This window comes from Ruegeria sp. BHSA123 (genome assembly GCF_059613425.1).
On record NZ_JBXWSL010000013.1, the window covers coordinates 42,869 to 67,055 of the forward strand.

Here is a 24,187-nt window from a genome sequence, read left to right on the forward strand (position 1 = left end):
CTGTGATCCGCCCAGTCATAACCTTGCAGGGACTAACCGATTGTTAAGGGCAATCGTCCAAACAGAGGACGCGCCGGGCAGAATGTCGGCGAGTCGGAGGTGAGCGTGCAGCAGATCGGAACTGTCTGGGCAAGTTTGGACAGGCGTAAACAAATCTTCGTTGCCGGTGCTGTTGTGCTGGTGTTTCTGGGGATCCTCGGGATGTCGCGCCTTGCGACGGCACCGTCGATGACCCTGCTTTACGCGGGTCTGGAAAGCAGTGCCGCCGGGGACATCGTGCGTGCGCTGGATCAGCGTGGCGTGACCTACGAGATTCGGGGCGGATCAATTTACGTCTCTGGCGCACAACGGGACGAGCTGCGGATGACTTTGGCCAGCGAAGGACTGCCTGCCAACGGCAACAAGGGCTATGAACTGCTGGATTCGCTGAACGGCTTCGGCACCACATCCCAAATGTTCGATGCTGCCTACTGGCGCGCGAAAGAGGGGGAACTGGCGCGCACGATCGTGGGCAGCCCGCATGTCAGCCAGGCCCGCGTTCATATCGCCAACGGCTCTGCCAATCCGTTTCAGCGCAGCGTCGCACCGACGGCTTCGGTCTATCTGGTGCCCTCGGGGGGCGATATCACAGGCGATCAGGCCAAGGCCATCCGGTTTCTTGTCGCCTCTGCCGTCAGCGGGCTGACACCCGAGAGTGTGACTGTGATCGATTCGAACGGGTCCGTGATTGGCGGGCAGGACACCGCCGTGGCCGCCGACACGGCGGATGACAAGGCGCGGCAGCTGCGGGAACGGGTTCTGCGTCTGGTCGAGGCGCGAGTTGGCACGGGGAATGCCGTAGTCGAGGTCAGCGTCGATACTGAAACCAGGACAGAATCCCTGCGTGAGCGGCGCTTTGACCCCAAGGGCAGGGTGGCTATCAGCACGGATGTCGAGGAACGCTCCGACAGCGCGCGCAACCAGTCAGCCGATGTCACGGTGGCCTCAAACCTGCCCGACGGCGATGGTGCGGGGGGGGACGAATCGAATTCGACCGCGACCCAGACACGTGAGCGGGTGAATTACGAGGTTTCCGAAACCGAGCTGGAAGTGCACACCGCCCCCGGTGCGATCAAACGCCTGACGGTTGCCGTTCTGGTCAACGGAACGCGGGCGCTGGATGCTTCGGGCGCTGAATCCTTCACGCCGCTGCCGCAAACAGAACTCGACGCACTTGAGGAACTGGTGGCCTCGGCTGTGGGATTTGACGCCGCGCGCGGGGACGTCATCACGCTGAAATCATTGGATTTACCAGTGGTCACGCCGCAAGGCACGCTGGTTTCCTCTTCGCTTTGGCAAAACATCCATCTGGACGCCATGTCACTGATTCAGATGGCAGCGCTGGCGCTGGTGTCACTGGTGCTGGCGTTGTTCGTGATCCGTCCAATCCTGATGAAACCCGCGATGGTCCCGGCGCTGTTGCCGGCCGCGGAGGGAGGGGCACCGGCCCCGTCGGTCCTGACCGGTGAAATCGCGGCGGACGGAACGGCAGAGTTCACGCCGCTGCCCCAACAAGGGGCCGTTCCCGTGCTTGGGGTCAGTGCCATCGGGGATCCGGTTGATCGGTTGCGCGCAATGATCGGCGACAAGCAGGAAGAAACGGTCGAGATCCTGCGCAGCTGGCTTGAAGAAGGTGAGGAGCGCGTGTGATGTCCATCGCTCATCTGCTTGAGGATTTCACCACTCGGACCAGCGCCGAAGCCGTTCTTTACCTGGACGAGGAAACGCTGGAGGAACAACGCCTTGCCGCGTTCGAAAACGGGTACGGCGCCGGTTGGGAAGACGCCGCGCAGGCGCAGGAACAGAACCGCGACCGCGTTTCGGCCGAACTGGCGGGATCGCTCGAGGATATGTCCTTCACCTATCACGAGGCGCTTACCCGGATGACATTGTCTCTGGAACCGATGTTCGAAAGCCTGGTTCAGACCGTATTGCCTGACATGGTCGAACGCGGGTTGGCCGCCCGGATCGTCGAACAGCTTTGCGAAATGGCGCGCACGGAAATCGAACAACCGATGCAGATCATGGTGCCGGAAGGGTGCGCGCAAGCGGTGCAATCCCTGCTGCCGCAGACCCTGCACTCCGCACCGCGCGTCATCGAAGACCCTGGCCTGGCCCCCGGACAGGCGCGATTGCAGGTCGGCACAAGCCGGCGCGAGATTGATTGCGCGACCCTGCTGTCCACCATTGCACAGGCATTTGACGCATACGTCTTTGAGGCAAGAAAGGCTTTGTCCAATGAATGACACCCAGTTCCCGAAAACCGAAAAACCCAATCCTTTCGAAACTGTTCCGATTGAAGTGACCGTTTCGGTAGGTCGCGCCCGCCCGTTGATCCGGGATTTGCTGAACATGGGTGAAAACGCGGTTCTGACTCTGGACAAGCGGATCGAAGACCCGGTCGACCTGTATGTCGGGGATCAGCTGGTGGCGCGCGGGGTGCTTGAGGAGATGGAGGGCGATCAGGCGGGGCAGCTGGCCGTGCGCCTGACCGAGATTGCGGATCTGCAAAACGGAATCGGCTGATGCGCTATGTGATCTGGCTGGGTCTGGCTGTAGTGGTGTCCCTGCCGTCGATGGCGGCGGCTCAGGATGTGACCCTGTCGCTGGGCGAAGGCGGTTCGATCTCGGCCCGCACCATCCAGCTGATCCTGTTGATCACGGTGCTCAGCGTTGCTCCGGGTCTGGCGATCATGATCACCTGTTTCCCGTTTCTGATCACCGTGCTGTCGATCCTGCGGCAGGGTGTTGGCCTTCAGCAATCACCGCCGAATATGCTTTTGGTCAGTCTTGCGCTGTTTCTGACTTATTTCATCATGGACCCTGTGTTCACCGAGGCCTGGACCGCGGGAATACGCCCGATGATGGAAGAAACCATGGCGGTCGAGCCCGCGCTGGAACGCGCGTTAGAGCCGTTTCGCACCTTCATGGCGAACCGGCTGGATTCAGATACGTTTTATGCAATGGCGGCCCTGCGCCCCGGCGGTGACGCGATCGAGCTGTCAGCTCAGGCCCCGTTATCGGTGTTGATGCCCTCTTTCATGCTGTCCGAGATCGCGCGCGCCTTTCAGATCGGGTTCCTGATCTTCCTGCCCTTTCTGATCATTGATCTTGTGGTTGCAGCGGTATTGATGTCGATGGGCATGATGATGGTGCCACCTGCCATCGTGTCTTTGCCGTTCAAGCTGGCGTTTTTCGTAATCGCTGACGGGTGGGCTTTGATCGCAGGCGCGTTGGTTCGCAGCTACATGCCGTAAATCTGTCAGGCACGCGCATCACGAGAAAGGGTCAGGCAGACCCGACCCTCTTGAACTTCCAAAAACACGAGCTGTCCGGCACACTTTTGTGCCGGAAACGGCTTAACCCGTCTTTTTCAGGTCCGAGATCAGTTGATTCAGATTGCCTTTGCGGGCGTCCAGCATCGCGCCGATTTCGGTTCGCTCGGTCAGCAACAGATTCACGCCTTCGATGAACATGTTGTAGAACTTGTCCCGACCTGATTTGTCGGAAACAAGGAACGTTACGTCGAACGGGGCTGATCCGCGCAGCTTGACCAACGTGCGAACCTCGTACCCGGCTTTGATCTTGCGGGCATTGCGAACATCGACCTCACCGCCGATAAATTCACGAAAACGGCGACCGTATTTACGCGAGATATAGCCCTGAAATGCAGCGGTGAACTGTTTCAGCTGGGTCGGGCTGGCTGTGCGGGCGTCCGCACCCAACGCATAGCGCGCCATGATCGGCACATCAGCATATTGAACAAAGATCTTTTCGAAATCGCGCAGCATCGCTTTTTCGGATTTACCCGACTCGATCACCCGGTTGATGTCGGAAACCACGTTGGTCACAAGCGCCTTGGCGGCGGCCTCGGTCTGGGCAAAGGCAGGTACGGGCAGCACTGCCAGCGCAAGCCCGGCTGCGATAAAATGGCGACGGTTCAACGCGTTATTCAGCATAGGGGTCCTCATAGGGGTCAAGATAGGGGTCCCTGACCGGGTCCGTCCCGGTTTCGGCATAGGGGTCAGAATACAAGTCCAGATAGGCGTCTTCGTCATCTCTTGCCAGTTCGAAGCGGCGGTTTTGCAGATAGATCAGGCGAGCCTGCGCATAGCTGTCGGCACTTTCGTAAAGAATGGAATCGACAGTATCCGAGAACCGACCCCGATCCCCCATGCGCCGCACAATTTCGGCGTAGACGCCAAGATTGTCGGCGGGGCGGGTCGGGCTGAAATTGATCGGATTCGAGAACAGGTTGACCACAACCCCGATCGCATCCCTTTGGGTCGACGGGCCATAGAACGGTAGCTCGACATAAGCGCCTTCGCCAACCCCCCAGACATGCAAGGTCTCACCGAAATCAGTGTCAACGGGTGGCAGGTTCAGCTCATCAGCGGGCGAGGACAAGCCAAAGCCGCCGACGGTCATGTTGATCACAAAGCGCAGCAGAGCATTGCCCATCTGTTTTGGATTGCCCTGAAGCAGGTAGTCAACTGCCTGACCGGGCAGCGAGATGTTTTCGGCAAAAGTGCTGAAACTGGTGACCATCGGGTCAGGAACGATTTTGACATACCCTTTCGAGGCCGGCCGGAACAGGAACCGGTCAACACCCAGATTAAACTTGTGAATTCCCCGGTTCGCATTTTCGTACGGATCAAACACGTCGCTGCGCAAGGCACCCTCTGGCGGCGTTGTTGCGCAAGCGGACACAAGGGCCATGACCGACAGTAAAACAAGGTGTTTCAGGCGAAATCTGCTCGACACGATCTTTGTTTCTCCTAAATGGCCCCGGCACATGCGCCCGCCGGACATTCAATCAATAATCCACCAAAATCCACGTGCCGGGGTGGCACAAGTTGCAGTCACATAGTCGTTTCAAGTCTTAAATGAAACACCTTGCGTGTAACCTGTTCATCACGGTGGGGTAAAGTGACCGTCGATCAACAGTGAGTTTTCAGTAAAGATACGCTCAGATCGCAGGAAGGCCGAAATTTGCCGGTTTCCGTCTTTCCCAATCCGTGCTTCCCGGTTAGCGTCCCGCTGAGTTGAAATTAGGGAAGGACCCTCGCAATGAGCATCGCTGCAAAACTGGAAAGCCTCGGTGTAACGCTGGAAGACGCGCCCGCGCCTGCGGCCAACTATGTGCCTTTCGTGCGTGTCGGCAACATCCTTTATGTATCTGGCCAGATCTCGAAGACTGATAAGCTGATCACCGGAAAACTGGGCGATGACTTGGATGTCGAAGCCGGGGCTGCGGCGGCGCGTGTCTGCGCGATCAACCTGCTGGCACAGGTCAAGGCGGCTTGCGGCGGCGATATCGAAAAGCTGGTCCGCGTGATCAAGCTGACCGGATTCGTGAACTCGACCGCTGAATTCACGGCACAGCCGCAGGTGATCAACGGCGCGTCCGATTTTCTGGTCGAGGTGCTGGGCGATGCCGGTCGCCATTCGCGTTCCGCCGTCAGCGCGGCGTCGCTTCCGCTGGGTGTCGCGGTCGAGATCGAAGGCATTTTCGAAATCGAATGACGCCGCCCCTACCAGATGTGTTTTTGCAGGCCCCGTTTGCGCATCGGGCGCTGCACGACATTACCAAGAACCGCCCGGAAAACAGCCGGGCGGCCATTCGTGCCGCGATTGAAGCTGGCTACGGGATCGAGATCGATCTTCAACTGACATCGGATGACCAGGCAATGGTCTTTCACGATTATGACATGACCCGCCTGACCGGGCGGTCGGGGCCCATTCAGCAGGTCACGGCACTGGCCGCCTCTGGTACGCCGCTTCTGCATGGGGATGATGGCATTCCGACACTGGATGATGTGCTGGAAATTGTCGCGGGCCGGGTGCCGTTGCTGATCGAATTAAAGGATCAGGACGGGGCGATGGGCACGAAAGTGGGCGCGCTTGAACGCGACACCGCGCGCGCGTTGCAGGGCTACAAAGGCCCGGTGGCCTTGATGTCCTTCAATCCCAACTCGGTCGCTGAACTGGCGCGGCTTGCCCCGCATCTGCCGCGCGGGATCACGACCTGCGCGTATGAGCCCAGTGTCGAGCTTTTGCCGCAAAGCGTCTGCGATCACCTGCGCGATATCCCGGATTTCGACCGTGTCGGCGCCAGTTTCATCAGCCACGAAGCCGCGGACCTGTCGCGCCCCCGCGTGGCGGAACTAAAGGCGCGGGGCGTGCCGATCCTGTGTTGGACAATCCGGTCGCCCGAACAAGAGGCAGAAGCCCGCAAGGTTGCCGACAATGTGACCTTCGAAGGCTATTTGGCTGCGCATTCGACTTGAACCCCCTCCGTGCGGTCACAGATAAAGGACAGGCGCGGAGGACATATGGATCAGGCACAGATCGAGGTTCAGGTACTGGGCGCTCTGTCGCAGATTGCAGCGGCAGAGTGGGATGCCTGCGCCTGCCCCGAAGCTGCCGATGGCGGGCGGCCGCTTGATCCCTTTACCACACATCGCTTTTTGCTGGCGCTGGAAGACAGCGGCTCGGTCGGGCGTGGCACCGGCTGGCAGCCGCAATACCTGACGGCCTATCATGACGGGATGCTGATCGCGGCGGCCCCGATGTATGCCAAGTCGCACAGCCAGGGCGAATACATCTTCGATCACAGCTGGGCCCATGCCTATGAAAGCGCGGGCGGGCGGTATTACCCCAAACTGCAAGTCGCGGTGCCGTTCACCCCGGCAACCGGGCGGCGGTTTCTGGTGCGTCCGGGCTATGAACGGATCGGTATGTCGGCGCTGGTTCAGGGGGCGGTGCAGCTTGCGGCTGACAACCGGGTTTCGTCCCTTCACGCGACCTTCTGTACCGAGGATGAAGCATTGGCTGGCGAACAGATGGGTCTGATGCTGCGCCGATCGCAGCAGTTTCACTGGCTGAACGATAACTATTCGGATTTCGACGGCTTTCTGAGCGCGCTGTCGTCGCGCAAGCGCAAGACTATCCGGAAAGAACGTGCGCAGGCCTGTGGTTTTGGTGGTGAGATCCGCACTCTGACCGGTGACCAGCTGCGCCCCGAACATTGGGACGCGTTCTGGCGGTTCTACCAGGACACCGGATCGCGCAAATGGGGCTCACCCTACCTGACGCGGCGGTTCTTTGATATTGCACAGGATACGATGGCAGATGACATGGCCCTTGTGCTGGCCGAACGGAATGGATTTCCCATTGCGGGTGCGTTGAACTATATCGGCCGTGAAACCCTTTTTGGGCGTTATTGGGGTTGCATCGAACATCATGCCTGCCTGCATTTCGAACTGTGCTATTATAGGGCAATCGACTTTGCCATTGCCCACGGGCTGACCCGGGTCGAGGCAGGTGCACAGGGCGAACACAAGCTGGCGCGAGGGTACCTGCCAACACGCACGCATAGCTTGCATTGGGTAGGCGATCCGGGTTTTGCCGATGCGGTCAAGAAATATCTGGACGCCGAAGGCCACGCAGTGGAAGAAGAGATCGAGATTCTGGCGGATTACGGCCCGTTCAGGAAATCGAACCCGGAGGAACAGCAATGACCGAACTCTTGTCGACCGAAACCCGTGGCCCGCTTCTGGATCCGCTGTTCAAAAACGGTTGGACCATGGTTGAAGGCCGCGATGCGATCACCAAGACCTTCATTTTCGACAATTTTGTCCACGCCTTCGGCTGGATGACACAGGTGGCAATCTGGGCCGAGAAGTGGAACCATCACCCCGAATGGTTCAATGTCTACCGCACGGTCGAGGTCGTCTTGTCCACCCATGATGTGGGCGGCCTGTCGTCGCTGGATGCTAAGCTGGCCCGCAAGATGGACAGTCTGTGCTAGCGATCGTTGCGGCCTGACCCTTCACCGCCAGCCAGCGATGCGGCAGTGCCCATCTGCCGGAACTCGACAGGCGTGACAGTGCCGTCGCTGACATCAATCGCCCTTGGAATACCCGTGGTCTTGTTTCCGATCTGCCGCACGCTGCGCGCGGCCGGGTTGATATCCAGACACTTGTTTTCATAACAGGTCAGGCCAGACAGGTTGATCTGTATGCGGGCCTGCCCGTCCGGGCCTGTCACCAACGGGGCCTGCGGCACGTCACAGGCTGCAACCAGCCCCAGCGCCGTCACCCCAAGCCATTTGTTCATCCCAAACTCCTGCTGTTAATCAAGCTGACCATTCCCATCCTGATCGGCGGACAGGAAATCCTCGCCCATCTGGGTGTCAAATTCTGGTCTTGAGATCACGTTGTCGCCGTTTCGGTCAGCGCTGCGGAACAGTTTGATGTCCATGAACGGTTTGGCCTCGGCCTGACCCAAAGTGCCGTTCCTGTCTTCGTCCATCGTCTGAAAGGCGTAATCCGAGAAAGCATCGAACTCGTCTTTGGACAGGAACCCGTCATTGTTGGCGTCGATGGCCTTCAACTCGTTTTCGTGCAGTTCAGCCACGCTTTCGGCGTGACCCGAACCGGCCAAAGCCACCATGAACATCACTAGGCTTAGCTGTTTCATATCGACCTCCTCAGCACGCGAATCTCTGACCTTCGATGCCGCCAGCGGCAGCGCCCGCTGCGGTCAGGATCGTCTTGCCTGATCCGCCACCAAACTGGTTGCCGATTGCGCCCCCGATCAGCGCCCCGCCCAACGTTCCGCCCAGACAGGCGATTTCGTGCTGGCGTGCAGCTTGCTGTTGCGGAGTTGGGGCCGGTCCACAGGCCGCCAAAAGGGCCGCGCCGGACAGTACTATGTAGAACGCGTTAAGTTTCATGAAAAAACTCCCCGTGTGAATACGCCAAGTATTCGCGCTCTGGGGCGGTGCTACAAGTTAATTTGGCGGCGAAAGGCCCCGGTCGGACCGGGGCCGATCAAAATCAGATCACATCCAACAGGCCTTCACCGGCGGAAATCTCGCAGGCGCCGGGGTTTTCTTCCATATTTAGCACCGTGACCGTGCCATCCTCGACCAGCATTGCATACCGCTTGGACCGCGCGAAAAGCCCCACGGGCGGCGCGTCGAAATCCATGCCGATGGCCTTGGTGAACTCTGCCGCTGCGTCCGACACCATGGTCAGCCCCGCCTCGGTCGCGCCCGTGGATTGCCCCCACGCCTGCATCACAAACGGATCATTGACCGAAAGGCACAGGATCTCGTCCACGCCCTTGGCGTCAAACTGTTTCTTCGTGCGGATGAAACTGGGCACATGGGCGGTCGTGCAGGTGCCGGTATAAGCCCCCGGCACGGCAAAGATCACCACCTTGCGGCCTTTGGTCTTGTCTGAAATCCGCACCTCTTCCGGCCCGTTCGCGCCCATCTGAATCAGCGTTGCTTCGGGCAGGGTATCTCCTGTTGAAATCATTATTCAGCTCCTGTCGTTTGGATTTGCAGAAATGTGCTTAGCCGCAATATAGGTGGTCTGAACACGGTGACCACTTGAAAACTACGGGGTAGGCAAAGCATGAACCATATTGTCGTGATCGGCGCGGGGCAGGCAGGCGCCTCTTTGGTGGCTCGTCTGCGCAAGGACGGGTTTGCGGGTGAGATCACTCTGATCGGGGCCGAGCCGCATCTGCCCTATCAACGCCCACCCCTGTCCAAAGCCTATCTGCTGGGCGAGATGGAGCTTGAGCGTCTGTTCCTGCGGCCCGAAAGTTTTTACACGGAAAACAACATCACCCTGCGTTTGGGTCAGCGCGTCACCGGTATCGACCCCAAGGCCAAAACGGTCACCCTGGGGGATGAGGTTATCTCATACGACGAACTGGCGCTGACCACCGGGTCTGACCCGCGCCGCCTGCCCGCAGCGATTGGTGGCGATCTGGACGGTGTGCATGTGGTGCGCGATCTGGCCCATATCGACGAGATGGAGCCCAAAGTGACCGAAGGCGCCCGCGCGCTGATCGTGGGCGGCGGGTATATCGGCCTCGAAGCTGCCGCCGTATGTGCCAAGCGCGGCGTCAAGGTCACTCTGGTCGAGATGGCCGACCGTATCCTGCAACGTGTCGCAGCGCCCGAGACCAGCGACTATTTCCGCGCGTTGCACAGTGCATACGGCGCAGACATCCGCGAAGGCGTCGGGTTGGATCATCTGATCGGCGAAAACGGCAAGGTCACCGGCGCGGTTCTGACTGACGGAACAAAGCTGGACGTTGATTTCGTTGTGGTTGGCGTCGGCATTGCACCCGCAACCCAACTGGCCGAGATGGCGGGGCTGGACCTGGACAACGGCATCAGAACCGACGCCCATGGCCGCACGTCCGACCCGTCGATCTGGGCGGCTGGCGATTGCGCCTCCTTTCCCCATGGCGAAGGCCGCATCCGTCTGGAAAGCGTCCCCAATGCCATTGATCAGGCCGAGATCGTGGCCCAGAACATGTTGGGTGCGGCCAAGGACTATGTGGCAACCCCGTGGTTCTGGTCGGATCAATACGAGGTCAAGCTTCAGATCGCGGGTCTGAACACCGGATATGACCGCGTGGTGACCCGGCAGGGCGACGGGCAGACCGTGTCCTTCTGGTATTACAACGGGGATAAACTGATTGCGGTCGACGCGATGAACGATCCGCGCGCCTATATGGTCGGCAAACGCCTGATCGAAATGGGAAAAACGGCCGACCCGGCTGTCGTGGCCGACCCTGATGCAGACCTTAAATCGCTGCTCAAGGCATGAGGATCATCGCCGGAGAGTTCCGCGGTCGCGCCCTGACCCCCGTCGGCAAAGGCGATGCGGGCGCACATCTGCGCCCGACCACCGACCGGGTGCGCGAAAGCCTGTTCAACGTGCTGGCCCATCAGATCGATTTCGACGGCCTGCGCGTGCTGGACCTGTTTGCTGGCACCGGGGCGCTTGGGCTCGAAGCGCTGTCACGCGGTGCGGCGCATGTCACCTTCGTCGATGACGGGCGCGTGGCCCAGGGTTTGATCCGCAAGAATATCGACCTGACCCGCAGTGCCGGGCGCACCGACCTGATCCGCCGCGATGCAACCCGGTTGGGCGAAAATCCGGACGCGCCCTACGATCTGATCTTTCTGGACCCGCCCTATGGCAAGGCCATGGGACAGAAAGCCATCGCCGCGCTGGCCAATGGCTGGATCGCGGATGATGCGCTGCTGGTTTGGGAAGAAAACTCACGGATGCAGGCCCCGGCCGGGTTCACGTTGCACGACAGTCGCAAATATGGCGACACGTATATCTCATTGATGCGGAACGGTGATCAGAGTGCATGATCTGGTCATTTTCGATTGCGATGGCGTTCTGGTCGACAGCGAGGTGATCTCGAACCAGGTGTTGGCGGACAATCTGGCGGGCTATGGCCTGCACCTGACCTTGCCCGAATGCATGTCCCTGTTTGTGGGCGGAACCATGGTCGGGGTGTGCGACAAGGCGCGTGCGATGGGCGCAGACCTGCCCGAAGATTGGATTGATCAGGTCTATGCCGAAACCTACGACCGCCTGCGCGCCGGTGTGCCTTTGGTGCCGGGTGTCGCGGACCTGCTTGCGGCGCTGGATCAGCGGGGCATCTCCTATTGCGTGGCCTCAAACGGCAGCCCGGACAAGATGCAGATCACGCTCGGCCAGAACGGGCTCTGGGACCGGTTCAAAGATGTGATGTTCTCGGCCCATGTGCTTGGCACCGGCAAGCCTGATCCAAAGATGTTCCAACTGGCGGCGGAACATTTTGGCGCACAGGCCCCCGTGGTTATCGAAGACAGCCACAATGGTGTTACAGCTGCAATCCGGGCCAATATGCGCTGTCTGGCCTACGCGCCGCATGGCGGTGGTGACAGGCTGGCCGATCTGGGGGCCGAGGTGATCACGGATATGTCTCAGGCACACCCGCTGTTGCGACTTTGACCCCCAACTGTGCTATGGTGCAGCCATGGACCATGCTCTGACACCCTTTGCCTGGAAAATCTCCCGCGACGCCGAGGTCACCACGAAACCTGACCACAAACCCCTGCGTGCGCCGGTGTTCATTCACGACGCGGTTACCCCTTGGGGGGCTGAGACGATGTTGCTGAAGCTCCTGCGCGAACAGGCCGCCGATCAGGACGAATAGGTCGGGTGAAACTTGCCGCCCGGTGATAGGGTAAAGATATCGACCCCATTCGCCGTTACGCCTACCGAATGCTCGAACTGTGCCGACAGCGACTTGTCGCGGGTCACGGCGGTCCAGTCGTCGGCCAGCGTCTTGGTTTCGGGACGGCCCAGATTGACCATCGGCTCGATGGTAAAGAACATGCCTTCCTCAAGAACCGCGCCGGTGCCGGGACGGCCATAATGCAGCACATTCGGCGGCGCGTGGAACACGCGGCCCAGACCGTGCCCGCAAAAGTCGCGAACAACACTCATCCGGTGCGCTTCGACATAGGCCTGAATGGCATGGCCGATATCGCCGAACGTGTTGCCCGGCTTGACCATTTCGATACCCTTGAACAGTGCGTCATGGGTCACCTGAATCAGACGCTCGGCCTTGCGCGGCAGCTTGCCCGCCACATACATGCGCGAGGTGTCACCGAACCAGCCATCCACGATGACGGTCACATCGATGTTCAGGATATCGCCTTCCTTCAACTTCTTGTCACCGGGAATACCGTGGCAGACCACATGGTTCACACTGATGCAGCTGGCGTGCTCATACCCCTTATAGCCGATCGTGGCCGAGGTCGCGCCCGCATCCTCGACCATCTGCGTGATTAGCCCGTCAATCGCACCCGTGGTCTGACCGGGAAAGACATGCGCGGCAATATCATCCAGAATCCGCGCCGCCAGAGCGCCCGCCGCGTGCATCCCGGCAAAATCACCCTGTTCATAGATGCGAATACCGTCCTTGGTCAGGCGGCCACGATGCTCTTTCATCGACGCAAAGCTCCAAATGTTACGCGCGGCACTTCTTTTACGCTGCTTGTGCAGAAAGTACCAGAGGGCGTCAGGTTGCGGGTTTCAGATGGGGCAAAAAGCAGCAAGTTCAAGCATCGGCTGACCGAGGGGTGTTTTGATTGTTGGGAATGGCGTTTCGTGACGCAGAAAACCCTCGCATTCACAGCGATGGGTCATCGGTAGCGCCGCGAGGTTCCCGCTTGCGGGCATTCAGCCGTGCAGATTTCTACAAAATCTGAACAATTCTTTGCTGCATCCAGGAACAACCAACAACAGCTGCGCCAGATTTTTTACCGAAGAGAAGGGCGGTTCCTGCGTAAGGAGCGTACTGTAAGCCTCGGTTCGCAATACACGCGTTGGAAAGGAAGGCTACGGTGAGATTACGCATTCTACCTTGATGACACTTACGAGAACATCGTTTTGATGAAGAATGTCGTAGTCGAACTGGGCAGCTCCAAACTCGGTTCCTATCCCTGGCCAATGCCGCGAATTGCCGCTTTGGCGACCTGATCAAATATTGATCGGTCGCTTGAAGCGGAGGCGACAATCATGCCGCCCTCCAAGGCCGCGACGATGAGGCCTGCGGTATCTTCGGCATTCTTGACCCCGTGCTTGGTGAATAGGTTTTCTAACCATGCCTTGTTCATCTCGAAGAAGGCTTTTGTGCGTTTGTTGACGTTTTCGGGCAGCCCAATGGCTTCGGCGCCCATGACGGCGCAAAGGCATATGGACTCGTTCAGCACCAGCGCACCGGAATAGAGCGCCACGAAACCTTCCAATGCAGAATGCAGATCGTTCAGGTCAATCTTGTCCAGTTCTGCCTTGAATTGCTCGGCGTAGCGGGTGACGAGAGCCTCCCCGAGATCCGGTTTGGTGGGGAAATGGTAGTGTACGCTGGCACTTTTGATTCCCACATCGTTGGCCAGGTCACGGAAACTCATCTCCGAAAAGCCCGCACTGCGCACGCGTTTCTCGGCGGCGATAAGAATTTTTTCTTTCATTGTCAGTGGCATGACTACCTCCAATCTACCGATTGATAGATAAACGTTGACAGCCCAGGAATCAACTTCTAACTGTTATCTACCTAGTGATAGATAGGTATTCATGAAAGGAACACGCTGATGGCTACTGGAAACAAACAAAAACGCGTCTTGCTGGTCATGTCGTCCGTTGACGAGATGGGCATCTCGGGCAAGCAAACCGGCACCTGGTTCGAAGAGGTCGCAACCCCGTATTACGTCCTGACGGAAGCGGGCTATGAGGTTGTTTTTGCCTCGCCCAAAGGCGGCAACGCACCCATTGACCTGCTGTCGATGAAGGCTCCGTTCACTACCGAAAACACTGACCGCTTCTTCAACGATCCGGTGGCCATGTTCGCGGTACAGAATACCCGCAAACTGCGTGAGATCGACTATTCGACCTTCGATGCGCTCTTCATTCCGGGCGGCTATGGCCTGATCTGGGACCTGGCTTCTGACAGCTATGCCATCAAGATGATCCGGGAGTTCTACGAATCCGACCGGCCTGTCGCGATGGTCTGCCACGCGCCGGCCATACTGCGGGATGTCAAGAAGTCAGACGGCAGCTACCTGGTTGAGGGCCTCAGCCTGACCGGCTTCAAGAACGACGAAGACAACGAGATCGAGCTTCTGCATCACCTTCTGTTCTCGCTTGAAGACGAGTTGAAACGTCGTGGCGCCACCTACGTCAGCAAGGCCAACTGGGAAGCCAACGTGGTCGAAGATGGCGCCCTGATGACTGGCCAGAGCCCGGCGTCGGCACCCCCACTCGCGGAAGCGCTCAAGCAGCGTCTTGCTGCCTGACGCAAATCGCCGGGGCGGGCAATTGTCCGCCCTGGCAACCCGAAACGGAGAAGACCATGCCCACCAAGCTTCAACCCATCGACAGTGTCGAGATTCTTGTTCTCATCGACAACCGGACGGACAGCCTGTCCAGCGTGCCCGTGGGGTTCACCCATGAGTGGGACAATCTCCACAACGCCGGGATGGAGCAGATCTCGGGTGCCGGTCAATGTTGTGCAAATCACGGCCTGGCGTTGATCATCACAGCCCGGCGCGGCGAGACGGAACATACATTGCTCTTTGACGCCGGGCCGGTCGATTTTGCCGTCGAATACAACGCGTCGCGGCTTGGAGCATCCTTTGGCACCATCGACGCGATCGCTCTGTCGCATGGCCATTGGGATCATGCGGGCGGTATTCCAGCGGCCATCGATCTGATCCGCAAGGACGGCCGGACCGGCGAGTTACCGGTTTATCTGCATCCCGGAATGTTCCGAAAACGTGCTTTTCCGCTTTCGTCAGGAGAACTGATCGAAATACAAGAAATCGCCACACCCGAAGAACTGGCTGCGCAGGGCGCAACACCCGTTGTCACGGATCAACCGGTCAGCGTGTTGGACGATATGTTCTATATTTCGGGCGAAATTCCCCGTGTCACGGATTACGAGGTCGGGTTTCCGGGCCATGTCCGCCGCACCGAAGACGGCGCGGGTTGGGAAGACGACCCGCTGCTCATGGACGAACGCTATGTCGCGGTGAATATCGCGGGCAAAGGGCTGGTGGTATTTTCTGCCTGTTCACATGCGGGTATCGTCAACGTCCTTCATGCCGCTCAGCGCGATTTTCCCGGCGTGCCGATCCATGGCCTGACCGGCGGCTTTCACCTTGCCGGTGGCCATGAAAAGATCATCGACCAGACCGTCGCCGACTTTGCGCAATTCGACATCGACCTGATCATGCCCGGCCACTGTACCGGGTGGCGTGCGACGAACGCGCTGGAACGCCGGTACGGCAAGCGGGTCGTGCCAATCGCCGTCGGCATGAAGTTCAACCTTTGAGAAAGGGACAAGAAGATGGAATTCAACGCAAACTTTGATGAACGTGCGGTTGTCCATTCGGAAAATGAACCGTGGATTGCCTCACCTATGAAAGGTGTCGACCGTCGGATGCTCGACCGGATCGGCGATGAGGTTGCACGGGCAACAACGATTGTTCGCTATGCACCGGGCAGCGCCTTTTCGGCCCATACACATACAGGGGGCGAAGAGCTTCTGGTGCTGGATGGGGTCTTTCAGGACGAACACGGGGATTTTCCCGTTGGCACCTATGTGCGCAATCCGCCGACCACGTCGCATACGCCAAGCGCGGCGGACGGGGCGACGATCCTGGTCAAGCTTTGGCAGTTCGACCCGGAGGACCGCACACAGCTGACAATCGACACAAACGCGCAGGACCCGCGCCCGGTTGCAGATGGCATATCCGAAATCCCGCTCTTTGAGGATTCCCGTGAACGGGTCCGGATCGAGGTCTGGGACGCATCGGCACATGTAAACGTGACCGGGCACAAAGGGTTCGAGGCACTGGTGATCGACGGCAGCTTCACCGAAGGCGGAGAGGTCTTCCAGAAGAACTCATGGCTGCGTCTGCCACCCGGCATGGCGCTCAATGCCACGGCCGGGTTGGAAGGTGCCCGTCTTTGGATCAAATCCGACCACCTGGCGCAACCGCCAATCATCCCGACCCAAGGATAGGACAATGGACAAACCTCTCGCGATCGTCGCCGGTGCCGGCCCCGGCCTTGGACAGACGCTGGTCACGTCATTTGCTCAGAACGGATATACGGCCTTTGGCCTGAACCGGACCGTGCCGCAAGGCGCCAGTACCACGCTGGCTGTCGATCTGACCGAACAGCGCTGGAGCAGGGCAAAGCTCCGGGACATGATCTGCACCCATGGCCCGCCCAAGCTTGTGGTCCACAACACGGCGAACCTTGTCATCTCGCTCTTCGAGGAGACAAGCACGGATGACTTCGAGGCGACCTGGCGTTCCATGGTCCTGTCAGCGGTCATTCTGGCGCAAGGTGTTTTGCCCGCGATGGCCGACACCGGGGGCGGCACCTTCATCGTGTCTGGCGCCACGGCCAGCCTGCGCGGTGGCAAGAACTTCTCGGCTTTCGCTTCGGCCAAGGCAGGTCTGCGGGCATTGACCCAGTCTCTGGCCCGGGAATATGGACCCAAAGGTGTGCACGTCGTGCATGTGATCCTTGACGGGATCGTCGATACAAAAGCCAGCCGGGATCTGCACAGCATGGATCCGTCGCGGATGATGCAACCGGCAGATGTCGCAGACACCTATCTCGCGCTCGCCAGCCAGCCAAGATCCACCTGGACTCACGAACTGGATCTCAGACCCATGGGGGAGACATTTTGACGCAAACGGATATTCTCATCGTTGGCGGCGGCCTGTCTGGCCTCGCCCTCGCGGACCACCTGACGCAGAGGGGTGCAGATTTCCTTCTGATCGAGGCGCAGAACCGCCTCGGTGGGCGCATCCTGACCAAAGAGCTGTCGGGTGGAAAATTCGACCTTGGCCCGGCCTGGTTCTGGCCTGGCCAGCCGCGTATGGCCACCCTGGCTCGGCGCTTCGACATCCCGGTCTTCGAACAGTATTCAACCGGGGATCAGATGTATCAGGACCAGTCCGGCGCTGTCCAACGCGCCCGCGGCTATGCGTCGATGCAAGGATCCTACCGGCTGGCCGGAGGCATGGGTTCCCTGACCGGCGCGCTTGCCGGATCGCTGGATGCAGGGCGTATCCTGACACAAACCAGACTCAGATCGGTCCGGCATTCTCCCGGCAAGATCGCCGCATTTCTCGACCATGACGGCGGACCTTATTCTGTCGAAGCCAGACAGATCATGCTGGCCATCCCGCCGCGGGTGATTGCGGATACCGTCAATTTTGAACCAGCGCTGGATGCGGATCAGATCCAAGCCTTGAAAAACATTCCGACCTGGATGGCCGGGCAAGCCAAGATTCTCGCGGTTTACGATGAGCCCCATTGGCGCAACGCTGGGCTTTCAGGTGACGCGATGAGCCACCGCGGCCCCATGGTCGAAATTCATGATGCCTCCCCCATGAAGGGAGGACCTTATGCACTGTTCGGATTCGTCGGATACCCCGCCGATATGCGCGCGACACACAAAGAAGCCATGATGGACCAGGCCTTGGCGCAACTCACGGCCATTTTTGGCCCTAAGATGGCGCAACCCCTTGATCTGGAACTGCAGGATTGGGCAACAATCGCGGAAATCTCCCGCATGCAGGATCATGTTCCGGCTCGCTTCCACCCAAGCTACGGCTTGCCTTCGATCCTTAACAGCCTTGCAGCACGAGGTGTCCATCTCTGCTCAACCGAAACCGCGCACGGGTTCGGCGGATATCTTGAAGGCGCTCTGGAGGCCGCTGAGAAAGTTGCAAAACGCGCGGCTCGATCTATGGAAACCAAGGTCTGACCGACATTTGACTGTCACCCTTTGTCCTGGATGGATCATTGATCTGCACGATTTCTACCGTCGCCCAAATAGAAACTGGTTCACCGCGCCACATGCAACTTTTCGACCATTTCGCTTGGACGTCTGACGTGTTGCACGGCCCCGATCGCTGTGCGAATGAGTTTTGGGCGGCGGCATCACTCACAAGCCATCTCTTTATCCGTTATTTTCGCGCCTTTGCTATTAAGCAAACCATATCCAGCAAGAGCGATGCACCGGCCAAAGCTGTAATCTCTGCATGATCGTACGGAGGGGAGACTTCGACGAGATCGGCCCCGACAAGGTTGACCCCGTCGAGCTTGCGTACCAAAGACTGCCCTTGATAGGTAGACAGTCCTCCGCATACCGGCGTTCCGGTTCCGGGCGCGAATGCCGGATCAAGCGCGTCAATATCGAAGGTCAGGTAAGCAGGCCGGTCTCCTACTGTCTCTTTGATGCGCGCAACCGTTGCATCAATCCCGTTCTCGTGAACCCAATTTGCGTCGAGTACCGTGAACCCGTGAGTCTTTTCATTCAGCGTGCGCATGCCTGCCTGCACTGACGTCTCAGGGGATATGATGCCTTCGACAGTGGCATGGTAGAACATTGAACCATGGTCGATCCGCTTTGGGTGTTCTTCCCATGTATCCGAATGGGCATCAATCTGGATCAGCGAGATAGGGCCGTGGCGTTCTGCCTGCGCCTTCAGGATCGGATAGGTGACCGAGTGATCTCCGCCCATCGTCAGAAGAAAGGCACCGGATTTCAGGATTTCCCGCGCTTGGTCCTGAATTTGTAGCGCAATCTGCTCTGGAAAGCCTGGGTCGATATCACAATCGCCGTAATCAACCATGTTCAGGATTTCGAAGGGATCAAACCCCCAGGGCCAGGGCCCACCATCCCAGGCGAGGTTGGTCGATACAGCACGAATGGCACGTGGCCCGAACCTGCATCCCGGGCGATTGGTCACAGAGAGATCATAGGGAACGCCCCACGTGACCATATCCGCGCTCTCCAGATTGCGGGAATATTGTCGCCGGAACAGACTTGTCGCTCCGCTAAAGGTCGGCTCATACCCCATGCCCATTTCGTTTTGCGCCAGAAAGGCGCGGTCGGTTGAAGTCACCATTATTGGCTCCGTTCATTTTGATGATTGCTGCCCGAGTGGCGGGGTGTTGCAATTCTTTCCCGCCTTTGCCGGGCTTGGCAGGGTTCAGGTGCCGGATTTTACATTCGTCCAAAGACGGTTGCGATTGCGCAGCGTTTTCGCGCCGACACTCAGATCAGGGAAGAGCCGTCTCAATGTCGCCTCATCCGGGTAGATTCCCGGGTCGGTCAGAATGGCTTCATCTACGAACGTATCTGCTGCGGAGTTCGCATTCGCAAAATAGACGTAGTTGGACACTCCTGCGATGACATCAGGCCGCAGCATGTAGTCAATGAATCGATATGCCTCATCCGCCCGTGTTGAATCCACCGGAATGGACATGAGGTCGATCCACATCAAAGTGCCTTCGCTCGGAATTGTATACAGAATTTCGACACCATTGCCGGACTCCATGGCGCGGGCCTGAGCTATGCCGGCATCACCACTGTACATCACTGCCAAACAGGCATCTCCACCGGGCAAATCTGTAGATGCTTTCTGGTTGTGAAAATAACGAATGGACGGCGTGACGGCCTCGAAGAGGTCCTGAACCCTGTCGAGATCGGCGGGGTCATCGGAGTACGGGTCAGCCCCGAGATAGTTCAGCGCCACTGAGACCATTTCTACCGGTGAGTCCAGCACGGCAATCCCACAGTCGGCAAGCTTGGCGGCGATCTGAGGATCAAAAAGAACGTCCCAGGATGTGATGACATCCGTGCCCAGTCGCTCTTTGATCATGGTTGGATTGTAGGCAAGCCCTACTGTGCCCCAAGTGTAAGGTACGCCCAATTGCCGGGCACCGGGTATACTGTCGAGCGACGCCAGAATTTTCGGATTGAGATTGCCGTAGTTGCTCAGGCGCGCGGGGTCGATCGGATGCAACGCCCCGGCCTGAAACTCTCGTTGCGCATTGGACGCGGCGGGGAAAACGACATCGTAACCTGACGCCCCTGTCAGCAGCTTGGTTTCCAGAACTTCGTTTGAATCGTAATAGTCCAGGCTGACATGTGTGCCGGTCTCCTTTTCGTAGTCCGAAACTGTCGTTTCACCAAAGTAATCAGCCCAATTGTAGATTGAGAGGTCTTCGGCTGAAGCCGGAAAAGCGATCGCGAGGTTTGAGGCAATGGCAACAGCCGAAAGGCCAAAATGCGGTTTCATTGTTTCTCCTCCTTGTTGCAGGATTCCGCCCTGAATTTTCACGTCCGGAGAGGCTTTGGTGACGAGGCACAGTCAGCACCCCGGGCGAGCGTTCTGACATCAACAATGGAATCGAATGGCCATCACTGTAAATTTGCGGTAGGATATATATCTTTAGTTATAGGAATTGGCTATGTTACCAGATAGCGGCGACATCTCGGCGGCCAAGTGGGATGAGACCTACGCAATCTTGTTGGAGCGGTTGGAAACAGACTTCTTCCCAACAGCTCTGAGGAAGATGTTGGAACTGCATGTCAGTTTTGAATCGATGATCCTCACGCGCTATCAGGATCAAGCACCACCTGTCTCGCTCTATCACGATCTCGACGACGTGCAGGCGGCCATATCAATTCAGTTTTATGCAACCGGCCCATACCTGCTGGATCCGTTTTCGCAAGCGTGTAGATCGGGAAAAGAACCCGGCGCTTACCGTCTGGCCGATTTAGTCAATGAGGCGTTCTTTCGTTCAGAGTACTACCGGACCTTTTATCGCAAGGTTCGGATCAGCGATGAGTTGGGGGTGCTGATAAGGCTAAACAGCGGGGACTGGGTCGTAATATCTCTGTCGCGAGGCGCCCGTCAGCCCCGGTTTACCCCTGAGGATGTCGCGAAGATCAATTCCATCCATAAGACCCTGTCGGCCGCCGTGATCCGAAACTGGAACCTGAGGGGTGCCGAAAGACAACCGGAAGCCCTGAATCAGGTTGAGGAACGGTTGGCCACTTTTGGTGCGGACAGGTTAAGCCCAAGAGAAGCCGAGGTCGTGCGCCTTGTTTTGCAAGGCCACTCAGCCGGCTCTGCTTCCGCATTTCTCGGGATCACCGAAGGTACAGTCAAAGTGCATCGCCACAACGCCTACTCCAAGCTGGGCGTCAGTTCACAGGCAGAGTTGTTTTCCGCAGCCACTCGATATTTGGCATCAAAGCCATCTTAACTCGGGAAATCCGTAGAACTTTCTTGTGAATGCGGCCAGGGCCGAGATTCACAAGGTGTTCTGGGTGCTGCGGGTGCAACCCACATTGCCGGCATTCGCTACGGGCGCAAAATCAGGACCTGGGCGAACTGACGGTTTTACGGGCTTTGAGGACGTGTTTGCCAGCACAATCCGTTTTCAGCGCCGCTATTCTGGCATCCCTGCCCGTCGAAGCGCCTCAAAATAACGTTCAGCGCCTTCTGAACCACCATAATCCACGTTGCTACGCCACCTCGAGATCGTTTCGCTAGGTTCCAATTGCAGCATCTGCATCAAAGCTGCAGACGCTTTTTCAGTTTCCCCAAGCATTGCGTGTGCAGCAGCTCTCGTGCTGTGAAGAGCAGCATAATCCTTTGAGAATCGCATACCTGCTTCTGCATAGGCGATGGCATCACGGTCTCGGCCGAGCATTACGCAAGAAGTGGCGGCACCTCCGGAAGCGCCCACGAAAACAGCCCCATACCGGCCCAAGCGAAGCGCCGTTTGAAAGCAGCTTAATGCCATTTCAGGAAACCCAGCCCAATTATACCCCCACCCCATAAACAAATGAAGACGGGCATCTAACGGTGCTCTTTTCTGGATTTGTTCAAGCGCCACGGACAACTTATCTGCATCCCCGTCCACATTATAGTCAGCCACGGCGACACTCAGATCAAGCGTTGGGTTTTGACCTGCCATGCGTCGCCCGGCCTCAATCCAAGATGGCAGTTTCTCGTAGTAGGTCGACAGTTCGCAACGCAGATTGTAAGTCCTCGCGCCATTCATTGTCCAAATAGCTTCGGCATAGGCGGCCGTGAGAGTTGGTTTGGCTTCAATCGCCTTGGCTTGATACGATAACGTTTCTTCGTAGCTGTCGATCCCTGCTCCAGACCAAGCGATCATACCCTTCAGGACGCATTGCTCGGCAGTTAGTTCGTTTTCAGGCAGTACCGAAAGCTTTGCGGTCTCAAACTCGATCAAGGTTCCGCTTACGGCGTCCAACAGCTTTTCTACCACCTCATCTTGCCAATCGAAGATGGCTTCGACCACCCCATCGAACTTCTCGGTCCAGATTTCAGAATCAGAAGGATCATGTAAGCGGGCTTCCAGACGCAATCGATCCCCGTATCCACGTAGCACGCTACGAAGTGCATATCCCTTTGATGGTTCCGTCGAGGATACCGCTGCATTCAACCAGTTGATTGTTCGAAAATAGGAACCGAAATCCGAAGTCAGAGCTGCGGCCATTTCCTTTAGTTCAACGCGTTGGTCGCGGCATGAGACGGGATAAATGGAGAGCCTTGGCAAGTTCGTTTCAGCGAAAGAAACTGCTCTATGCGTGGGTGCCACGTACAGTCCATGATGCATCCAGACATCTAGGCTGCGCTCGATGTTCTTAAGCTTCTTCTTCCCGACAGATTCGAAAGCAGCCGCCAGAGTGCGGTCAAGGTTCAAGTGTACTGGTTCAGAAATAGCGATGCCGCCGGATGGAGCAATGCTCTCAAGCCGCGCAGCAATGTTTACACCGTCACCCAGTATGTCGTCGGCTTTTTCTGTAATATCCCCAACATGAACGCCGATCCGCACTTTCATTAACGGGTGCTCAGCCAATTGTTCCTGTATCTGAATTGCTGCAGTCACAGCTTGTGCCGCACTGTCAAATCGAACCAACCAACCATCGCCCACGCTTTTCACGATCCGACCTGATTGGCCCACTATTGTTGGAGTGACGATGTCGGTTTCCAGATGATCGAGCATTTGCAGTGTTGCTTGCTCATCGTTATGCATGAGTGCCGAATACCCGACGACATCAGCGGCCAGTATTGCCGCCAACTTTCGTTGCAAATGTAGTCCATTGTTCGACATGCACTCGACAATAGTTGATAAGCCTCTTCAGACCAACTTGCTAAAGACGATGTCCACTCTGGGCGCCTCGCACCCGTTCAGAGCCATCAGACACCAAACCGGGTTTCACTCGTGTCAACCCAAACCCCATCCGGTGATATCCGCGTCCCGCAAATCATCCGCTCTACGCCCATAGCCTGTGCCGCCTCGAACGCTGCTGCATAGGACGGGTCGATATCCGCGGCCAGCGCGAACCGGTCGCAATCGGTGCGTTGCACCAGGTACAGCATGATCGCCCGGTGCCCCTGCGCTGTCATCTGCGCCAGCTCGCCCAGATGTTTGGTGCCGCGGGCGGTGACGCTGTCGGGGAACTCGGCCAGACCGGGCTGACGGGAAAGGGTCACGCTTTTGACCTCGACATAGGCATCTGGCAGGCCGGGGCCGCTCAGCAGGAAGTCGATACGGCTGTTTTGCCCGTATTTCACTTCGGGCCGGACGGTTTCATAAGCGGCCAGCTCGGGGATCTCGCGCGCCTCAAGTGCTGCCCGCAAGGCCCGGTTCGGGACGGAAGTATCGACCCCGGTGAAATGCCCGTTTTCGTGATCCACCAGCCGCCACCCGAATTTCAGCTTTTTCTTAGGGTCGTCGTTGGGCTCAAGCCAGATTAACTGGCCCGGCTCGGCCAGCCCCATCATGGATCCCGGATTGGCGCAATGGGCGGTGACTTCGCGCCCGTCGTCCAGCCTGCAATCGGCCAGAAAGCGTTTGTAGCGACGGATCAGGCGGGCGGGGATAAGAGGGGTTCCAAAACGCATGTCTCA

30 protein-coding genes are annotated in these 24,187 nt (G+C 58.1%); 18 read left to right on the forward strand and 12 right to left on the reverse strand.

Going from position 1 to position 24,187, the window contains the following annotated elements:
• Positions 1-105: 105 nt before the first annotated feature.
• The 4 genes from fliF to fliP are packed head-to-tail and all read left to right on the forward strand — an operon-like array spanning position 106 to position 3,296.
• Positions 106-1,689 (forward strand): flagellar basal-body MS-ring/collar protein FliF, encoded by a 1,584-nt coding sequence (fliF, locus tag AC2FNC_RS09520; protein ID WP_480554368.1) that lies wholly within the window; start codon positions 106-108, stop codon positions 1,687-1,689.
• Positions 1,689-2,285 carry a FliH/SctL family protein gene (locus AC2FNC_RS09525; protein WP_480518033.1) on the forward strand — a complete coding sequence of 199 codons (597 nt, stop codon included), beginning with the start codon at positions 1,689-1,691 and terminating at the stop codon, positions 2,283-2,285. The genes fliF and AC2FNC_RS09525 overlap by 1 nt, the downstream gene beginning before the upstream one ends.
• A complete protein-coding gene (locus AC2FNC_RS09530; RefSeq protein WP_267364617.1) occupies positions 2,278-2,565 on the forward strand; it encodes a FliM/FliN family flagellar motor switch protein in 288 nt (95 codons plus the stop codon). The genes AC2FNC_RS09525 and AC2FNC_RS09530 overlap by 8 nt, the downstream gene beginning before the upstream one ends.
• Positions 2,565-3,296, forward strand: coding sequence for a flagellar type III secretion system pore protein FliP (fliP, locus tag AC2FNC_RS09535; protein ID WP_480474301.1), 732 nt, complete (start codon positions 2,565-2,567; stop codon positions 3,294-3,296). Before AC2FNC_RS09530 ends, fliP begins: the two co-directional genes overlap by 1 nt.
• Positions 3,297-3,398: 102 nt before the next feature.
• On the opposite strand, the gene AC2FNC_RS09540 is transcribed toward fliP, so the two are convergent.
• Together AC2FNC_RS09540 and AC2FNC_RS09545 are read right to left on the reverse strand one after the other, a co-directional pair.
• Positions 3,399-3,998, reverse strand: a complete 600-nt coding sequence (locus AC2FNC_RS09540; protein WP_480554371.1) for an MlaC/ttg2D family ABC transporter substrate-binding protein — start codon at positions 3,996-3,998, stop codon at positions 3,399-3,401.
• Positions 3,988-4,758, reverse strand: a complete 771-nt coding sequence (locus AC2FNC_RS09545) for an MlaA family lipoprotein (RefSeq protein WP_480476848.1) — start codon at positions 4,756-4,758, stop codon at positions 3,988-3,990. Before AC2FNC_RS09545 ends, AC2FNC_RS09540 begins: the two co-directional genes overlap by 11 nt.
• 351 nt (positions 4,759-5,109) lie before the next feature.
• Between AC2FNC_RS09545 and AC2FNC_RS09550 the strand changes: the two genes are divergently transcribed.
• Genes AC2FNC_RS09550 through AC2FNC_RS09565 form a run of 4 tightly spaced genes read left to right on the forward strand, consistent with a single transcriptional unit; the run spans position 5,110 to position 7,852 of the window.
• Positions 5,110-5,565, forward strand: a complete 456-nt coding sequence (locus tag AC2FNC_RS09550) for a RidA family protein (RefSeq protein WP_480474299.1) — start codon at positions 5,110-5,112, stop codon at positions 5,563-5,565.
• Positions 5,562-6,329: a glycerophosphodiester phosphodiesterase family protein gene (locus AC2FNC_RS09555; RefSeq protein WP_480554373.1), complete on the forward strand. Its 768-nt coding sequence runs from the start codon at positions 5,562-5,564 to the stop codon at positions 6,327-6,329. Before AC2FNC_RS09550 ends, AC2FNC_RS09555 begins: the two co-directional genes overlap by 4 nt.
• A gap of 45 nt (positions 6,330-6,374) precedes the next feature.
• Positions 6,375-7,562, forward strand: coding sequence for a GNAT family N-acetyltransferase (locus tag AC2FNC_RS09560; protein ID WP_496715161.1), 1,188 nt, complete (start codon positions 6,375-6,377; stop codon positions 7,560-7,562).
• Positions 7,559-7,852, forward strand: a complete 294-nt coding sequence (locus AC2FNC_RS09565) for a 4a-hydroxytetrahydrobiopterin dehydratase (RefSeq protein WP_209505128.1) — start codon at positions 7,559-7,561, stop codon at positions 7,850-7,852. The genes AC2FNC_RS09560 and AC2FNC_RS09565 overlap by 4 nt, the downstream gene beginning before the upstream one ends.
• Here AC2FNC_RS09565 and AC2FNC_RS09570 read toward each other — a convergent pair.
• The 4 genes from AC2FNC_RS09570 to AC2FNC_RS09585 form a co-directional block, all read right to left on the reverse strand.
• On the reverse strand, positions 7,849-8,160 hold the full coding sequence (locus AC2FNC_RS09570) for a hypothetical protein (RefSeq protein WP_480518027.1): 312 nt from the start codon (positions 8,158-8,160) through the stop codon (positions 7,849-7,851). The two genes, AC2FNC_RS09565 and AC2FNC_RS09570, sit on opposite strands and share 4 nt — an antisense overlap.
• A 15-nt stretch (positions 8,161-8,175) precedes the next feature.
• Positions 8,176-8,523, reverse strand: a complete 348-nt coding sequence (locus AC2FNC_RS09575; RefSeq protein WP_480518025.1) for an EF-hand domain-containing protein — start codon at positions 8,521-8,523, stop codon at positions 8,176-8,178.
• A 10-nt stretch (positions 8,524-8,533) separates the two neighbouring features.
• Entirely contained in the window at positions 8,534-8,779 is a 246-nt protein-coding gene (locus AC2FNC_RS09580; RefSeq protein WP_480518023.1) for a YMGG-like glycine zipper-containing protein, read from the reverse strand.
• Between the two features lie 103 nt (positions 8,780-8,882).
• Positions 8,883-9,368 (reverse strand): peroxiredoxin, encoded by a 486-nt coding sequence (locus tag AC2FNC_RS09585; RefSeq protein ID WP_480474293.1) that lies wholly within the window; start codon positions 9,366-9,368, stop codon positions 8,883-8,885.
• Between the two features lie 99 nt (positions 9,369-9,467).
• Between AC2FNC_RS09585 and AC2FNC_RS09590 the strand changes: the two genes are divergently transcribed.
• From AC2FNC_RS09590 to AC2FNC_RS09605, 4 genes are read left to right on the forward strand one after another with little or no spacing between them, the layout of a single operon-like run.
• Complete coding sequence (locus AC2FNC_RS09590; RefSeq protein WP_480622612.1) at positions 9,468-10,679, forward strand: NAD(P)/FAD-dependent oxidoreductase; 1,212 nt, start codon at positions 9,468-9,470, stop codon at positions 10,677-10,679.
• Positions 10,676-11,236, forward strand: coding sequence for a 16S rRNA (guanine(966)-N(2))-methyltransferase RsmD (gene rsmD, locus AC2FNC_RS09595; RefSeq protein ID WP_480474291.1), 561 nt, complete (start codon positions 10,676-10,678; stop codon positions 11,234-11,236). The genes AC2FNC_RS09590 and rsmD overlap by 4 nt, the downstream gene beginning before the upstream one ends.
• Entirely contained in the window at positions 11,229-11,864 is a 636-nt protein-coding gene (locus AC2FNC_RS09600) for an HAD family hydrolase (protein ID WP_480493967.1), read from the forward strand. The genes rsmD and AC2FNC_RS09600 overlap by 8 nt, the downstream gene beginning before the upstream one ends.
• A 25-nt stretch (positions 11,865-11,889) precedes the next feature.
• Positions 11,890-12,069 carry a hypothetical protein gene (locus AC2FNC_RS09605; RefSeq protein WP_496715165.1) on the forward strand — a complete coding sequence of 60 codons (180 nt, stop codon included), beginning with the start codon at positions 11,890-11,892 and terminating at the stop codon, positions 12,067-12,069.
• On the opposite strand, the gene map is transcribed toward AC2FNC_RS09605, so the two are convergent.
• Together map and AC2FNC_RS09615 are read right to left on the reverse strand one after the other, a co-directional pair.
• Complete coding sequence (gene map / locus AC2FNC_RS09610) at positions 12,057-12,869, reverse strand: type I methionyl aminopeptidase (protein WP_480493965.1); 813 nt, start codon at positions 12,867-12,869, stop codon at positions 12,057-12,059. The genes AC2FNC_RS09605 and map overlap by 13 nt on opposite strands.
• Positions 12,870-13,357: 488 nt before the next feature.
• The gene (locus tag AC2FNC_RS09615) at positions 13,358-13,903 is read right to left on the reverse strand and encodes a TetR/AcrR family transcriptional regulator (RefSeq protein WP_480518017.1); all 546 of its coding nucleotides are present in this window, start codon (positions 13,901-13,903) and stop codon (positions 13,358-13,360) included.
• Between the two features lie 108 nt (positions 13,904-14,011).
• On the opposite strand from AC2FNC_RS09615, the gene AC2FNC_RS09620 reads away from it, so the two are divergent.
• The 5 genes from AC2FNC_RS09620 to AC2FNC_RS09640 are packed head-to-tail and all read left to right on the forward strand — an operon-like array spanning position 14,012 to position 18,207.
• A complete protein-coding gene (locus AC2FNC_RS09620) occupies positions 14,012-14,713 on the forward strand; it encodes a type 1 glutamine amidotransferase domain-containing protein (protein WP_480493964.1) in 702 nt (233 codons plus the stop codon).
• 56 nt (positions 14,714-14,769) lie between these two features.
• On the forward strand, positions 14,770-15,750 hold the full coding sequence (locus AC2FNC_RS09625; protein ID WP_496715166.1) for an MBL fold metallo-hydrolase: 981 nt from the start codon (positions 14,770-14,772) through the stop codon (positions 15,748-15,750).
• A gap of 15 nt (positions 15,751-15,765) precedes the next feature.
• A complete protein-coding gene (locus tag AC2FNC_RS09630) occupies positions 15,766-16,443 on the forward strand; it encodes a cupin domain-containing protein (protein WP_496715167.1) in 678 nt (225 codons plus the stop codon).
• Positions 16,444-16,447: 4 nt separating this feature from the next.
• The gene (locus AC2FNC_RS09635; protein WP_480624863.1) at positions 16,448-17,122 is read left to right on the forward strand and encodes an SDR family NAD(P)-dependent oxidoreductase; all 675 of its coding nucleotides are present in this window, start codon (positions 16,448-16,450) and stop codon (positions 17,120-17,122) included.
• Positions 17,119-18,207, forward strand: coding sequence for a flavin monoamine oxidase family protein (locus AC2FNC_RS09640; RefSeq protein ID WP_496715169.1), 1,089 nt, complete (start codon positions 17,119-17,121; stop codon positions 18,205-18,207). The genes AC2FNC_RS09635 and AC2FNC_RS09640 overlap by 4 nt, the downstream gene beginning before the upstream one ends.
• A 202-nt stretch (positions 18,208-18,409) precedes the next feature.
• Here AC2FNC_RS09640 and speB read toward each other — a convergent pair whose 3' ends face one another.
• On the reverse strand, positions 18,410-19,354 hold the full coding sequence (speB, locus tag AC2FNC_RS09645; RefSeq protein ID WP_480518010.1) for an agmatinase: 945 nt from the start codon (positions 19,352-19,354) through the stop codon (positions 18,410-18,412).
• An 84-nt stretch (positions 19,355-19,438) separates the two neighbouring features.
• Complete coding sequence (locus AC2FNC_RS09650) at positions 19,439-20,530, reverse strand: extracellular solute-binding protein (protein WP_480605448.1); 1,092 nt, start codon at positions 20,528-20,530, stop codon at positions 19,439-19,441.
• A gap of 172 nt (positions 20,531-20,702) precedes the next feature.
• Between AC2FNC_RS09650 and AC2FNC_RS09655 the strand changes: the two genes are divergently transcribed.
• Positions 20,703-21,503, forward strand: a complete 801-nt coding sequence (locus AC2FNC_RS09655) for a helix-turn-helix transcriptional regulator (protein WP_480622603.1) — start codon at positions 20,703-20,705, stop codon at positions 21,501-21,503.
• Positions 21,504-21,689: 186 nt separating this feature from the next.
• Here the strand turns inward: AC2FNC_RS09655 and AC2FNC_RS09660 are convergent, their stop codons facing one another.
• Both AC2FNC_RS09660 and sfsA read right to left on the reverse strand, forming a co-directional pair.
• Positions 21,690-23,387, reverse strand: coding sequence for an adenylate/guanylate cyclase domain-containing protein (locus tag AC2FNC_RS09660; protein ID WP_480493959.1), 1,698 nt, complete (start codon positions 23,385-23,387; stop codon positions 21,690-21,692).
• 86 nt (positions 23,388-23,473) lie between these two features.
• On the reverse strand, positions 23,474-24,181 hold the full coding sequence (gene sfsA, locus AC2FNC_RS09665) for a DNA/RNA nuclease SfsA (protein WP_480554388.1): 708 nt from the start codon (positions 24,179-24,181) through the stop codon (positions 23,474-23,476).
• Between the last annotated feature and the right edge of the window lie 6 nt (positions 24,182-24,187).